Genomic DNA, 13,082 nt, shown 5'->3' on the forward strand with positions numbered 1-13,082 from the left:
CGGGGCAGGAGGGGACGTGCCGGGGCGCCCCCCACTCCCGCCGCACCGACCCCGAAGCCACCGCCCTCGGCTCGGTGCCGGAGTTCTTACGCGTCCAGGGACGCCAGGGTCGCGTTCGACGGGGGGACGTGGGTCAGGGTGGCGGCCGTCGACTGGGCGTCGCGGAGTGCTCGTACCGCGTTGTGCCAGGTCAGTTTGGCGAGGTCCGCCTCCGACCACCGCCGCCGCAGCAGCTCCGCGATCAGGTTCGGGTACCCCGAGACGTCCTCCAGCCCGGCCGGGGTGAAGGCCGTGCCGTCGTAGTCGCCGCCGATGCCGACGTGGTCGACGCCCGCGACCTCCCGCATGTGGTCGAGGTGGTCCGCCACCGTGGCCACCGTCGCGACCGGACGCGGATGCGCGTCCTCGAAGGCGTGCTGCACCTTCATCGCGTCCGCCGTCATCGCCAGCGGATGGAATCCGTGCGCCCGCATGTTCTCGTCCGCGCGCCGCGTCCACTCCACCGCCTCCGGCAGGACGAACTTCGGCACGAACGTCGCCATCGCCACTCCCCCGTTGCCGGGCAGCAGCTCGAGCACGTCGTCGGGGATGTTGCGCGGGTGGTCGCACACGGCCCGCGCGGACGAGTGCGAGAAGATCACCGGCGCCACCGAAGTGGCCAGCGCCGCCCGCATCGTGGTGGCCGCCACGTGGGACAGGTCCACGAGCATGCCGAGGCGGTTCATCTCCCGTACGACCTCGTGGCCGAACGGCGAGAGGCCGCCCACCCCCGGCTCGTCCGTGGCCGAGTCCGCCCACGCGGTGTTGTCGTTGTGCGTCAGCGTCAGATAGCGGACGCCCAGTGTGTGCAGCGCGCGCAGGGTGGCGAGGGAGTTGTTGATCGAGTGGCCGCCCTCGGCGCCCATCAGGGAGGCGATCCGCCCCGAGGCACGCGCCGCCTCCATGTCGTCCGCGGTCAGGGCCCGCACCAGGTACTCCGGGTAGCGGGCCAGCAGCTGCCCGACGAGGTCGATCTGCTCCAGCGTCGCGCTGACCGCGTCGTCCCCCGCCAGGTCGGACCGCACGTACACGGACCAGAACTGCGCGCCGACACCCCCCGCCCGCAGGCGGGGGATGTCGGTGTGGAGACAGGCCGACTGGTCGCCGGCGATGTCGCGCCGGTCCAGGTCGTAGCGGACCTGCTCGCGCAGGGCCCACGGCAGGTCGTTGTGGCCGTCGGCCACTGGATGCGCGGCGAGCAGTTCCCGGGCCCGCTCGACCGCCCGGCCGTCCTCCACCGGGTTCACTTGCCGAAGCCGAACGCGTCCGCGCCCTGCGCCTTGGCGCGCAGCCGCTTGCCCTTCTCCGTCGCCTGGTCGTTGAGGTCCTGCTGGAACTCCCGCATGCGCGCGAGGAGTTCGGGGTCGTGCGCCGCGAGCATGCGGATCGCCAGCAGACCCGCGTTGCGCGCGCCCGCCACCGACACGGTGGCGACCGGAACCCCGGCCGGCATCTGCACGATGGACAGCAGCGAGTCCATCCCGTCGAGGTACTTCAGCGGCACCGGCACGCCGATCACCGGCAGGGGCGTCACCGACGCCAGCATGCCGGGCAGGTGCGCCGCCCCGCCCGCGCCCGCGATGATCGCCTTGAGGCCGCGGCCGTCCGCCTCCTCGCCGTACGCGATCATCTCGCGCGGCATGCGGTGCGCCGAGACGACGTCGACCTCGTACGGGACCGAGAACTCGTCCAGGACCTTCGCGGCGGCCTCCATGACCGGCCAGTCCGAGTCGGAGCCCATCACGATGCCGACTACGGGGGCTGCAGCAGGGGTCGTCATTCGGTGATCGTTCCTCGCAGGTAGCCGGCGGCGTGACGGGCGCGCTCCAGCGCTTCGTCGAGGTCGTCGCCGTAGGTGTTGACGTGGCCGACCTTACGGCCGGGCTTCACGTCCTTTCCGTACATGTGGATCTTGAGCTGCGGGTCGCGCGCCATGCAGTGCAGGTACGCCTGGTACATGTCCGGGTAGTCGCCGCCGAGGACGTTCGCCATGACGGTCCACTTCGCGCGCGGGCGCGGGTCGCCGAGCGGCAGGTCGAGCACGGCCCGGACGTGGTTGGCGAACTGCGAGGTGACCGCGCCGTCCTGCGTCCAGTGCCCGGAGTTGTGCGGGCGCATCGCCAGCTCGTTGACGAGGATGCGGCCGTCCGCCGTCTCGAAGAGTTCGACGGCGAGGTGGCCGACGACGCCGAGCTCCTTCGCGATGCGCAGCGCCAGCGCCTGCGCCTGGCCGCCCAGTTCCTCAGAGAGGCCGGGAGCCGGGGCGATCACGGTGTCGCAGACGCCGTCGACCTGCCGCGACTCGACGACGGGGTAGGCGACGGCCTGTCCGTGCGGGGAGCGCACGATGTTCGCCGCCAGCTCCCGTACGAAGTCGACCTTCTCCTCCGCGAGGACCGGGACGCCCGCCTTGAAGGGCTCCTCGGCGTCCTTCTCGTCGCGTACGAACCAGACGCCTTTGCCGTCGTATCCGCCGCGCACGGTCTTGAGGATGACCGGGAAGCCGCCGGTCTCGGCGGCGAACGCGGCCGCGTCCGCCGGGTCGCTCACGATGCGGTGGCGCGGGCAAGGCGCTCCGATCTGCGTGAGCTTCGCTCGCATCACGCCCTTGTCCTGGGCGTGCACCAGTGCGTCGGGCCCCGGCCGGACGGGGATGCCGTCCGCTTCCAGGGCCCGCAGGTGCTCGGTCGGGACGTGCTCGTGATCGAAGGTGATCACGTCGCAGCCGCGCGCGAAGGCGCGCAGCGTGTCCAGATCGCGGTAGTCGCCGATGACGACGTCGCTGACGACCTGGGCCGCCGAGTCCTGGGGTGTGTCACTGAGGAGCTTGAATCTGATGCCGAGGGGGATGCCCGCCTCGTGGGTCATACGGGCGAGCTGACCGCCACCGACCATGCCGACTACGGGGAACGTCACGTCTCCAGGGTATCCGCAGGCCCGCGCCCCTCCGTCCCCGCGTGACTCTTCCCTCGCACCCCGCATCCGCGGAGGCCGCTGGTTAGCATGGCTGGGTCGACGACACGACCGAACGTCGACGACACCGACCGGAACGGGGCTTGCGAACACCATGAGTGGACGGGACGGCGGCCCCTGGCGCAGGCGCCTGGAGCGGCTCGCGCGCGAGTTCGCGAAGTTCGGGGCGGTCGGCGGCGTGGGGCTCCTGGTGGACCTCGGGGTCTTCAACCTGCTGTGCCACGTCATGGACGTGCCGGTGGTCCCGGGCGGGATCATCGCCACCGTCGTCGCGATCGGCTGCAACTACCTGGGCTTTCGCTACTTCACCTACCGGGAGCGCGACAAGAACCGCCGCAGCCGTGAGCTGACGCTGTTCCTGCTGTTCAGCGCGTTCGGGCTGGTGATCCAGAGCGGTGTGCTCTACATCGCCACGTCCGGCTTCGGCTGGGACAGCCCGCTCCAGAGCAACGCCTTCAAGTTCCTCGGCATCGGCATCGCGACCGTCTTCCGGTTCTGGTCGTACCGCACCTGGGTCTTCAAGAAGCTGCCGCCGCCGCGCGGGGACCTGGCCACGGCGGAGCACTTCGCGGACGACCCGCGCACCACCGAGCGCGACCGCGTCATCTGACGGTCGGCTCCGGCTCCTCCCTGGGACGGGTGAGCCTGCTCAGGAAGAGCGCGAAGACCGGCGGCTGCTGCTGGAGCATCTCCAGCCGGCCGCCGTCCGCCTCCGCGAGGTCGCGGGCGACGGCCAGTCCGATGCCGGTGGAGTTGCGGCCGCTGATGCTGCGCTCGAAGATCCGGGCGCCGAGGTCGGCCGGTACGCCGGGCCCCTCGTCGGTCACCTCGATGACCGCCTGGTTGCCGGTGACGCGCGTACGCAGGGCGACCGTACCGCCACCGTGCATGAGGGAGTTCTCGATCAGCGCGGCCAGCACCTGGGCCACCGCGCCGGGCGTGCCGACGGCCCGCATGCCGTGCTTGCCCGAGTGGACGATGGCGCGGCCCGCGCTGCGGTAGGCGGGGCGCCACTCCTCGATCTGCTGCTTGACGACCTCGTCGAGGTCGAAGGCGACGGCGGAGCCGGTGCGCGGGTCGCGGGAGTTCGTGAGCAGCCGCTGGACGACGTCGGTGAGCCGCTCGACCTGCGTCAGCGCGATCGTCGCCTCCTCCTTCACCGTGTCCAGGTCCTCGGTGAGGGTGATCTCCTCCAGCCGCATGGAGAGCGCGGTCAGCGGCGTGCGGAGCTGGTGGGAGGCGTCGGCGGCGAGCCGGCGCTCGGCGGTGAGCATCCGGCCGATGCGCTCGGCGCTGGAGTCGAGCACGTCGGCGACGCGGTCGAGCTCCGGTACGCCGTACCGCTTGTGGCGGGGCCGCGGGTCGCCCGAGCCGAGACGCTCGGCGGTCTCGGCGAGGTCGGTGAGCGGGGAGGCGAGGCGGTTCGCCTGGCGTACGGCCAGCAGGACGGCGGCGATCACGGCGAGCAGCGCCACCGCCCCGATGATCATGAGCGTACGGCCGACCTCGTCGGTGACGGTGGAGCGGGACTCCTGGACGGTGACGACCTCGCCGGAGTCGCCGCGCTCCACGCCCGTGATGACGCTGCCCCGGGGGCGCTCGCCGATCTCGATGGGGGCGCGGCCCGGTAGCTCGATACGGGCGTACCGCTCGGGGTGGATCTGGTCGCCCAGCACCCCGGGGTTGACGCTCTCCTCGCCGAGGATGCGGCTCTCCACGACGCTGATGAGCCGCAGCGCCTCGGAGTCGACGCTCTCCTGGGCGCTGTTGCTGATGGTGCGCGTCTCGACGATGACGAGGGAGACGCCGAAGACGGCGATGACGACGAGCACCACGGCGAGCGTGGAGTTGATCAGGCGGCGGCGCATGGCTGTGTGTGTACGTCAGCTCTTCTCGAAGCGGAAGCCGACGCCCCGCACGGTCGCGATGTACCGCGGGTTGGCGGCGTCGTCGCCCAGCTTCTTGCGGAGCCACGAGATGTGCATGTCGAGGGTCTTGGTCGACGACCACCACGTGGTGTCCCAGACCTCGCGCATGAGCTGGTCGCGGGTGACGACCCGGCCGGCGTCGCGCACGAGGACCCGCAGGAGGTCGAACTCCTTGGCCGTGAGCTGGAGTTCGTCCTCGCCCATCCAGGCGCGGTGCGACTCGACGTCGATCCGTACGCCGTGGGTGGCGGGCGCGGGGGCGGGCTCGCTGGCGCCGCGCCGCAGGAGGGCCCGCACGCGGGCGAGGAGCTCGGCGAGGCGGAACGGCTTGGTGACGTAGTCGTCCGCGCCGGCGTCGAGGCCGACGACGGTGTCCACCTCGTCGGCACGGGCCGTCAGGACCAGGATCGGGATGGCGTGGCCCTCGGCGCGCAGCCGGCGGGCGACCTCCAGGCCGTCCATGCCGGGCAGGCCCAGGTCGAGCACGACCAGATCCACGCCGCCCTGGAGGCCGGCGTCGAGCGCGGACGGACCGTCCTCGCGCACTTCGACCTCGTAACCCTCCCGACGCAGTGCGCGGGCCAGTGGCTCCGAGATGGATGCGTCGTCCTCGGCGAGCAGTACACGGGTCATGGAGTGATGGTAGTCCGCGTGCGAGACGGGTCGCGGCCGGTCGACGCTTGATCGTTCCCTCCTGCGGCTACGGGATGCGATCCTGTTGTGGACCTTGGAATAGTGGGCTCTGGTTCCACGCCGACCTGTGATCCATATCTCAAGTCCTTCCATATGCGGCAGGTTCGTGGCGTATGGTGTCGAGTCGTCTGTAGCAGGACTCTGAGTTCTTTCGGGCCTTTGGGCAGCGAACCGCACCAAAGGGCTCATCTCTGCGCGGGATCGCATCGCCGTTCCGCGCAGTGACTGACCATGGGCCGGGCCACCCTCGCGCGACGCCGGCCGCCCCCCACCCGGGCGCGCACCGCTCACGAGGCGGACGCGTCCCGAGCAAGCAAGGATCGACCATGGCGTCCAGCCTGACGAAGGACACCGCCGGGGCCCCCTCCGGCGAGAAGACCTTCTTCGGCCACCCCCGCGGTATGGCCACCCTCTTCATGACGGAGATGTGGGAGCGCTTCTCCTGGTACGGAATGCGCGCCATTCTCACGCTGTACCTGGTGGCCGCCGTCGTCGACGGCCCGTTGGAGGACCGCAAGGTCCTCGCCGGCGCGATCTACGGTGTCTACAACGCCGTCGTGTACATGGCCGCCATGCCCGGCGGATGGGTCGCCGACCGTCTCTGGGGCGCGCGCAAGGCCGTTCTCGTCGGCGGCATCGTCATCGCCCTGGGGCACTTCACCCTGGCGATCCCGAGCGACATCGCCTTCTTCTGCGGTCTCGGACTCATCGCGGTCGGCACCGGCCTGCTGAAGCCGAACATCTCCGCGATGGTCGGCGGCCTCTACGAAGGCCAGCCCAGCGCCCGCCGCGACGCCGGCTTCACCCTCTTCTACATGGCGATCAACATCGGCGGCATGGTCGCCCCGCTGCTGGTCGGCTACCTCGGTGAGAACGTCAACTGGCACCTCGGCTTCGCCGTCGCCGGTATCGGCATGTCCCTCGCCGTCGTCCAGTACATCCTGGGCGGCCGTCACCTGGGTGACGTCGGCAGGGAGCCGGCCAAGCCCGCCACGCCGGAGGAGAAGCGTGCGGTCCTGCGCAAGGTCGCACTGTGGGCCGGCATCGCCGCCGCCGCGCTGGTGCTCGACCTCGCACTGGGTACGTACGAGATCGAGCACATCGTCAACGTTCTCGCCGTCCTCGGCGTGGTCGTGCCGATCGTGTACTTCGTCGCGATCTTCCGTAACCCCGCGCTCACCAGCGAGGACCGGCCGAAGATCAAGGCGTACGTGTGGTTCTTCGTGACCGCCGTGCTGTTCTGGATGATCTACGACCAGTCCGGGTCGCTGCTGACGCTCTTCGCCGACGAGAAGACGGACCGCATGATCGGCGGCTGGGAGTTCCCCGCCTCCTGGTACCAGTCGGTCAACCCGATGATGGTCATCATCCTGGCCCCCGTCTTCGCCACCCTGTGGGTCAAGCTCGCCCAGCGCAACCGCGAGCCCAGCACCCCGATGAAGTTCGCGCTGGCGATGCTGCTCATCGGCGGCTCCTTCGGCATCATGGGCCTGGCCGGCGCCGCCGCCGCGAACAGCGACACCGGCAAGGTCACCGTCTTCTGGCTGCTGAGCGTCTACCTGGCGCAGACCATCGGCGAGATGTGCCTGTCGCCGGTCGGTCTGTCCCTGTCGACGAAGATGGCCCCGAAGCTGTTCGTCGGCCAGATCATGGGTCTGTGGTTCCTCGCCACGTCCACCGGCAACGCCCTCAACGGCTGGACCACCAAGCTCAACGCGCCGCTCGGTGACGCCCTCTACTACACCCTGTGGGCGGTCATCGCCGTCGCCGCGGGCCTCGCCTTCATGATGGCGGGCCGGAAGATCCGCGCCCTCATGGGTGACGTGAAGTAGTCCCGCCACGCGGAACACCCCAGCGGTACGCCGAAGGGCCGCCGCACCGGATTCGTCCGGTGCGGCGGCCCTTCGCTTCGTACCGGATCAGCGCAGGCCGCGCAGCCGGCGCCATGGGGTGAAGGTGAAGACCGCGCCGCCGAGCAGGATCACCGTGCCGGCGACCAGGGCGAGGGCGCGCAGGCCGCCGTGGTCGGTGGCCCCCGTGTCGGCGAGACCGCCGCCGGAGTCCGTGCCGCCTCCGCCGGCCGCCGCGCCGCCCGCCGAGCCGCCGCCGGCCGCCGTGCCGCCCGACGCGCCGCCCGGCTGGGCCGAGGTGTCGAGTTCCAGGGAGACGGCCGCCTTGCCCGTGACGGTGCAGGGGATGGTGATCTTCTGTCCGCCCAGGGTCACGTCGATCGTGAGCGTGCCGGGGCTGAGGGTGGACTTGCCGCTCGCTCCGGGTGTGTACGTACCGGTCATGTCCGGCAGGTCCACCGGCTTGCCCTGTTCGAGCGGGTCCTTGTTGGGGGGCCCTGTCACGGGGACGGCGCCCTTGTCCACGCCGCCCAGCAGCACCTGCATGGAGGGCTTCAGCGCTCCCGCCGGGAGGGCGGCGGGGCTGTCCATGACGCCCTTGGCCGTCTTGACGACGAGGTCGTAGGCGCCGCCGTTCTTCTTGGCGTTGACGGTCACCTTGGAGTTGATGGACGCCGGGCCCGGGGACTTGCACGCGAAGGCGACGGCGACCTCCTTGCCGGGGAAGTCGCCGGAGCCGCCACCGCCGCCGCCCGACGTACTGGTGCCGCCGGACGTCGTACCGCCGGAGGTAGTGGTGCCGCCGGAGGTGGTCGTACCGCCCGATGTCGTGCCACCCGACGTCGTGCCACCCGATGTCGTGCCACCCGACGTGGTGCCACCCGACGTGGTGCCACCCGACGTCGTCGTACCGCCCGAGGTGCCGCCGGACGACGAGACCTTGACCGTCGCCGCGGCCTTCACCGTCTCCTTCGGCGCGCACTTGGTGTCCGTGGACAGCGGCTTGCTGACGTTGATGGTGTACGCGTCCGGCGTCAGCGTGATCTCGCCCGCCTTCTCCAGCTTCAGCTTGCCCTTCATGTCCGGCAGCACCATCGGACTGTTCTTGGGGATCGGCGGGTTCTGCCGCGGCCCCTCCATCCGCAGGTCCCCACTCGCCGCGCCGCCCACCTTGACCGTGCCGGTCGGCTTGACGGTGTCCTTGTCCAGGTCGAGTACGTCGGGGTTCTTGGAAGCGGCTTCGACCGTCTTCCACACCACCTCGATCTCGTCACCCACCTTGGCCTCGGCGGGCGCCGTGATCAGCACCTTCGTGGTGCCCTGGACGGGCGGCAGGCCGGAGATGGGCGGGGGTATGCACTCGGTCCTGTACGAGACCTCGGCTGCTTGCGCGGGACTCGCCGCGAGCAGGATGCCCGCACCGCCGAGCATCAGCGCGACGCCGGCCGCGCTCATCCTCCGTTGCGTGGTCACGGATTTCCCTTCGTCGTCGGACTGTTCTGCTGAGACGGTGCGGAGATCGGGGGGTGCGGGCCCGGCGCGTTGTCCGGGGTGAACCACGGCAGGCCCGTGACGGCGGGAGCCGCCCGTTCGCGGGCCTCGCGGGTGCGGGCCGGGAGGCGGTCCGGGCGGTGGCGGCCCGGCGTGCGCGGCGGCCGGACCTTGTCGACGACCGCCATGCCGATACGGAACACCGCCGCCGGCACCACCACGCACAGCAGGACCCAGAACAGCGTGACGCCCCACGGCCGCCCCACGCCCCACGGCTGCTCGGCCAGGACCTTGTGCCCGTACTTGAGGGAGACGAGGTAGTCGCCGTGCGCGCCGGCCGGCAACTGCACGTCCAGGGCGACCCGGGCCTTCTCGCCGGGCCGGACGGTGCCGCGCCACTGGCGCTCCTCCCACTGCGGCGCGAAGACGCCGTGGGAGGTGCCGATCTCGAAGACGGGGTCCTTCACCGGGTCCGAGCCGAGATTGCCGACCGTGACGAGGAGTCTGCGGGTCTGCGGGGCGCCGAACCACGTCAGTACGGAACCCGAACCGTCGAGCCGGGCGGCCGCGAGCACGGCGAGCTTCCCGTCCCGTCCCGGCCGCGGGAGCGGTGCGACGGGGTGGCCCGCCACCTCGAACACGGCGTCGGCGGCGGCCGGTTCGCCGCCGGTGACGGCCGCGACGTGCACCACGCACGGGCACGGTCTGGGCGGCTCGGCGACGGGCATCTTCTTCCGGAAGGCGCCCCTGGCGTCGGTGGTGACGGCGCGGCCGTCGGAGTTGGCGCACGCGTTGGTGCCGCCGACGACGCCCCGGCCGGGCGCGGACTGCCCGCAGATCAGCATCATCAGCAGCGTCCTGGGCCGCCACCCGGTCCCGCTGACGGTGATGTGACCGCCTTTGCCCGCCTCCTGGCGGGACAGGGAGACCCGGGGCGGCTCGTCGAAGTCCGCGCTCGCGGGGGCGGCGGGGAGGAGGACCAGCGCCGCCAGCAGGGCGCACAGCGGCACGAGGGCCCACCGGACGCGGGCGCGGGCCCGCCCGTGCCCGGCCGCGTCCGCACCGCGCGCCGTACGCAGGGCGGCGGGCTGTCGTTCCGGCGTGGTGTGGGTCATGTCGCCGCTCCTGACTGCACCAACGGCCGGTCGGCGGGCGGGGGTTCGGCAGCGGCCTGCGGTCGTCGCGTTCGGCGGCGTACGCGGCGCACCGCCCCTCCCGCGACGCCCAGCACCACCAGCGCCGTCACCGTCACCCCTGTCCAGGGCACGAACGACGCGGACGCCGTCGCCTCGCTCCGCGCGCCGCCGGCGGCGGTCGCCGTGAGACGGACGTCCACCGCGTCGAGGGCGGGGGCGCCGGGCCACGGTTCGGTGCGCTCCACGCGGGCGCCCGGGGCGAGCCGCTGCGGCAGGGTGTGTGGCGCGCGGCGCAGGAGTTCGCCGCCGAGAAGCCCTTCGGCGCGGACGGCGAGGCGCGGCAGGAGGTCCGTGTTGCCCCGGTTGACCAGGGCGTACGCGATGACGGCCCCGTCGCCCTGTTTCCGGACGGTGACGTCCTCGACGGTGAGCGCCGCCAGCGTCGGACCGCTGACGCGCAGATGGACGGGTACGTCCGTCGCCCGCCCGCCGCCCGAGGCGGTGATCGCGCCGGGGTGGTCGCCCGGCGCCGCACCGGCGGGCACGGTCACGGTGAAGGGGACCTCGGCGCGGGTGCGCGGCGGGATCCGCACCGTGGTGGCGGCCAGGGTGATCCACTCGGCGCTGTCCGCGCCCGTTGCGCGCAGCAGGACCGTGCGCGCCCCGCCGCCCTGGTTGGTCAGCGTCAGCCGGTCCTCGAAGACCGTGCCGGCGGCGCCCTCCAGGTAGAAGTACGGTCTGCCCGCGCCGCTCGGGGCCGCCGTCCAGGCCGGCGTGCCGTCCGCCGCGGCAGCCGGGGCCGGCGCGGCGGCGTTCAGCAGCAGTGCGGCCGCGGCGGCGAGGAGGCGGCCGGCACGACGGGCCCGGCGCGGCGACTGCACGGGCGGCGTCAGGCCGCGGACCGCTGGCCGCGCCGGGTCAGCCACAGCGTCCCGGCCGCCCCGGTGAGCAGGACCGTTCCGCCGAGTGTGCCGAGCGCGAGGGCGGAGTCCCTCGGGCCGGTCTTCGGCAGTTCGCCGGAGCCGCCGCCGGACGCGTTCTGCGGCGTACCGCCCGAGGCGTCGCCGGCCGGGCCGGCGCCCGCGCCCTCGACGTCGAGTTCGAGCGACGGTCCGGGGTTGTTGGAGGGGGTGCAGGTGGTGGTGGTGCCGAGCGCCTTGATGGTCAGGACGGACGCCGTGAAGGTGACCTTGCCGCTCTTGCGCGGCGTGTACGTACCGCTCAGGTCGGTGATTTTGATCGGGGTGTTGGCGGGGATCGCGGCCGGGTTCGAGGGGCCCGACACCGCCACGGTGCCGCTCTCCGCGCCGCCCAGTCTGATGACGGCGCTCGGGTTCATCGCCCCCTTGCCCAGCTCGACGGGGCTGGACGAGACGCCCTTCTGGAACGACATGGTGAGCTTGTAGGCGTTCCCGCTCCTGACACCCTTGATGTCGATCGGGGAGACGGCCGACTTGTTCCCGATCGGCGTTTTGCACTGGTAGTCGACGTCCACGACGTCGGCACGGGCCGCCGGGGCGGCCAGCAGCACCACCGAGCCCGCGACCGCCGCCGCCAGCGCGAGAGTTGTCCGTTTCTCGTACGACACCTCAAGTCACCTCATGCCCCAAGACAGGTTCTGACGACACATCAGATTGGGCGTCAAGGTACGCCTGAGGTCTTGCCGAGGGAAGACACAGGGCACGCCGGATCGGCGTGCCCGAGAAGGACTACGAACCGTCGGTAACCCCGCGTCGCGCCTGAGCTGAAGCCGTCGGGGGCGCTGCGCGGGAGGACCGGGCGGTGGACTACGCGGGGGCGGCGAGTTCCGCCCAGACCGTCTTGCCGGTGGACTCGCCGGTCCGCTCGACCCCCCAGTCGAGACACAGGCGCTGCACGATGAACATGCCGTGCCCGCCGGGCCGGCCGGCGCGGTGCGGCGTGCGGGGGGCGGGCTGTCCCGTGCCCCGGTCGACGACTTCGAGGCGCAGCTTCTTGCCGTCGGACGCGACGCGCAGCTCCTCCGGCCCCTCGGCGTGCAGGCAGGCGTTGGTGACCAGCTCGGAGACGACGAGCAGGACGTCCTCGGCAGCGGCCCGCCGGTCGGCCGACGAGGCGGGGAGCCAGCCCCAGTCGTACAGCGCCTGGCGGGTGAAGTCGCGGGCGAGCGGCACGATGCCGCTGGCGCTGCTGAGCGTCAGAGAACGCGCCTGGCCGGCGGCGGACACGGCAGAGGCCGGGCCGTGGCTCGCCGACTCCTGACCGGAGTCGCCCGACCGAGGCTGCCGGGTGGTGCTCATCAGCGCTTCACCTCACCGATTCGCCAATTCATCAAATTCATCGCTGCAAGGACAACGGGAGCGTTCTGAGCCCCCTGGGGCCGACAGGGTCAGAGACCTCCTGCCCGACCGAACGGTGAGAACACCCACTTTTTCGGTACGGACACGTGACGCGGTCAACAAACCGGTCACCCGGAGGTGCCACTGAGACGCAATTCACTGGTCCAGCGCGTCGTCGAGCGACTCGTGAACGGTGAAGACGGCCTCGGCCCCGGTGATCTCGAAGACTCTGGCCACGACCGGCTGCATCCCGGCCAAGTGAACCCCTCCCCCGCCCGCCTCGGCCTTGAGGCGGGCACCGAGCAGCACGTTCAGCCCGGTGGAATCACAGAATTCGAGCGCCGAACAGTCGATGACCAGGCGCGTACGCCCTGCTTCGAGGGCATTGTCGAGAGGCTCACGGAGCAGCTCGGCGGTGTGGTGATCGAGCTCACCCGCCGGCGTGACAACTTCACTCTGACCCTCGGTCCGAACTGCGACCCGGAGCCGACCCCGGTTCGCGCTGCCGACCGTCCCGCGCTCCATGCCCGTCTCTCTTCGCAGTCGTGACTGTCAATGACGTGCCAGAACCTTACGCCTTCTCCACGCGGACTGGTAGCCGAAGAACCTTTCAATACTACCCAATTAGGACATATGAGACTTGCAACGGCCGGT

13 protein-coding genes are annotated in these 13,082 nt (G+C 71.5%); 2 read left to right on the forward strand and 11 right to left on the reverse strand.

Features of this window, described 5'->3' with window-relative positions; all coding sequences use genetic code 11:
- Positions 1–86 precede the first annotated feature (86 nt).
- From AC07FK_RS19960 to AC07FK_RS19970, 3 genes are read right to left on the reverse strand one after another with little or no spacing between them, the layout of a single operon-like run.
- Positions 87–1,277 carry a dipeptidase gene (locus AC07FK_RS19960; RefSeq protein ID WP_479106505.1) on the reverse strand — a complete coding sequence of 397 codons (1,191 nt, stop codon included), beginning with the start codon at positions 1,275–1,277 and terminating at the stop codon, positions 87–89.
- Between the two features lie 5 nt (positions 1,278–1,282).
- The gene (gene purE, locus AC07FK_RS19965) at positions 1,283–1,819 is read right to left on the reverse strand and encodes a 5-(carboxyamino)imidazole ribonucleotide mutase (protein WP_479106236.1); all 537 of its coding nucleotides are present in this window, start codon (positions 1,817–1,819) and stop codon (positions 1,283–1,285) included.
- The gene (locus AC07FK_RS19970) at positions 1,816–3,021 is read right to left on the reverse strand and encodes a 5-(carboxyamino)imidazole ribonucleotide synthase (RefSeq protein WP_479106237.1); all 1,206 of its coding nucleotides are present in this window, start codon (positions 3,019–3,021) and stop codon (positions 1,816–1,818) included. Before AC07FK_RS19970 ends, purE begins: the two co-directional genes overlap by 4 nt.
- 85 nt (positions 3,022–3,106) lie before the next feature.
- Between AC07FK_RS19970 and AC07FK_RS19975 the strand changes: the two genes are divergently transcribed.
- On the forward strand, positions 3,107–3,622 hold the full coding sequence (locus AC07FK_RS19975) for a GtrA family protein (protein ID WP_479106238.1): 516 nt from the start codon (positions 3,107–3,109) through the stop codon (positions 3,620–3,622).
- Here AC07FK_RS19975 and AC07FK_RS19980 read toward each other — a convergent pair.
- Positions 3,615–4,880, reverse strand: coding sequence for an ATP-binding protein (locus tag AC07FK_RS19980; RefSeq protein WP_479106239.1), 1,266 nt, complete (start codon positions 4,878–4,880; stop codon positions 3,615–3,617). The two genes, AC07FK_RS19975 and AC07FK_RS19980, sit on opposite strands and share 8 nt — an antisense overlap.
- Before the next feature lie 15 nt (positions 4,881–4,895).
- On the reverse strand, positions 4,896–5,573 hold the full coding sequence (locus AC07FK_RS19985; RefSeq protein WP_479106240.1) for a response regulator transcription factor: 678 nt from the start codon (positions 5,571–5,573) through the stop codon (positions 4,896–4,898).
- Between the two features lie 386 nt (positions 5,574–5,959).
- Between AC07FK_RS19985 and AC07FK_RS19990 the strand changes: the two genes are divergently transcribed.
- Positions 5,960–7,465, forward strand: a complete 1,506-nt coding sequence (locus AC07FK_RS19990) for a peptide MFS transporter (protein WP_479106241.1) — start codon at positions 5,960–5,962, stop codon at positions 7,463–7,465.
- Between the two features lie 87 nt (positions 7,466–7,552).
- Here the strand turns inward: AC07FK_RS19990 and AC07FK_RS19995 are convergent, their stop codons facing one another.
- The 6 genes from AC07FK_RS19995 to AC07FK_RS20020 all read right to left on the reverse strand — a co-directional run bounded on the left by AC07FK_RS19995 (position 7,553) and on the right by AC07FK_RS20020 (position 12,953).
- Positions 7,553–8,938 (reverse strand): hypothetical protein, encoded by a 1,386-nt coding sequence (locus tag AC07FK_RS19995; RefSeq protein ID WP_479106506.1) that lies wholly within the window; start codon positions 8,936–8,938, stop codon positions 7,553–7,555.
- 14 nt (positions 8,939–8,952) lie between these two features.
- Positions 8,953–10,089, reverse strand: coding sequence for a hypothetical protein (locus tag AC07FK_RS20000; protein ID WP_479106242.1), 1,137 nt, complete (start codon positions 10,087–10,089; stop codon positions 8,953–8,955).
- Positions 10,086–11,036, reverse strand: a complete 951-nt coding sequence (locus AC07FK_RS20005; protein ID WP_479106243.1) for a COG1470 family protein — start codon at positions 11,034–11,036, stop codon at positions 10,086–10,088. The genes AC07FK_RS20000 and AC07FK_RS20005 overlap by 4 nt, the downstream gene beginning before the upstream one ends.
- Complete coding sequence (locus AC07FK_RS20010; RefSeq protein WP_479106244.1) at positions 11,000–11,698, reverse strand: peptidase; 699 nt, start codon at positions 11,696–11,698, stop codon at positions 11,000–11,002. Before AC07FK_RS20010 ends, AC07FK_RS20005 begins: the two co-directional genes overlap by 37 nt.
- 199 nt (positions 11,699–11,897) lie before the next feature.
- The gene (locus AC07FK_RS20015; RefSeq protein WP_479106245.1) at positions 11,898–12,389 is read right to left on the reverse strand and encodes an ATP-binding protein; all 492 of its coding nucleotides are present in this window, start codon (positions 12,387–12,389) and stop codon (positions 11,898–11,900) included.
- A gap of 195 nt (positions 12,390–12,584) precedes the next feature.
- The gene (locus tag AC07FK_RS20020; protein WP_479106246.1) at positions 12,585–12,953 is read right to left on the reverse strand and encodes an STAS domain-containing protein; all 369 of its coding nucleotides are present in this window, start codon (positions 12,951–12,953) and stop codon (positions 12,585–12,587) included.
- Positions 12,954–13,082 lie beyond the last annotated feature (129 nt).

The organism is Streptomyces sp. NPDC046122 (assembly GCF_056429965.1).

What these genes read in the sequence shown, in the direction of transcription:
- AC07FK_RS19975 (WP_479106238.1), top strand. Translation starts at nt 3,107, where the DNA reads ATGAGTGGACGGGACGGCGGCCCCTGGCGCAGGCGCCTGGAGCGGCTC.
- AC07FK_RS20015 (WP_479106245.1), bottom strand. Translation starts at nt 12,389, where the DNA reads ATGAGCACCACCCGGCAGCCTCGGTCGGGCGACTCCGGTCAGGAGTCG.
- purE (WP_479106236.1), bottom strand. Translation starts at nt 1,819, where the DNA reads ATGACGACCCCTGCTGCAGCCCCCGTAGTCGGCATCGTGATGGGCTCC.
- AC07FK_RS19990 (WP_479106241.1), top strand. Translation starts at nt 5,960, where the DNA reads ATGGCGTCCAGCCTGACGAAGGACACCGCCGGGGCCCCCTCCGGCGAG.
- AC07FK_RS20000 (WP_479106242.1), bottom strand. Translation starts at nt 10,089, where the DNA reads ATGACCCACACCACGCCGGAACGACAGCCCGCCGCCCTGCGTACGGCG.
- AC07FK_RS19995 (WP_479106506.1), bottom strand. Translation starts at nt 8,938, where the DNA reads ATGAGCGCGGCCGGCGTCGCGCTGATGCTCGGCGGTGCGGGCATCCTG.
- AC07FK_RS19970 (WP_479106237.1), bottom strand. Translation starts at nt 3,021, where the DNA reads ATGCGGGGTGCGAGGGAAGAGTCACGCGGGGACGGAGGGGCGCGGGCC.
- AC07FK_RS20020 (WP_479106246.1), bottom strand. Translation starts at nt 12,953, where the DNA reads ATGGAGCGCGGGACGGTCGGCAGCGCGAACCGGGGTCGGCTCCGGGTC.
- AC07FK_RS19980 (WP_479106239.1), bottom strand. Translation starts at nt 4,880, where the DNA reads ATGCGCCGCCGCCTGATCAACTCCACGCTCGCCGTGGTGCTCGTCGTC.
- AC07FK_RS19985 (WP_479106240.1), bottom strand. Translation starts at nt 5,573, where the DNA reads ATGACCCGTGTACTGCTCGCCGAGGACGACGCATCCATCTCGGAGCCA.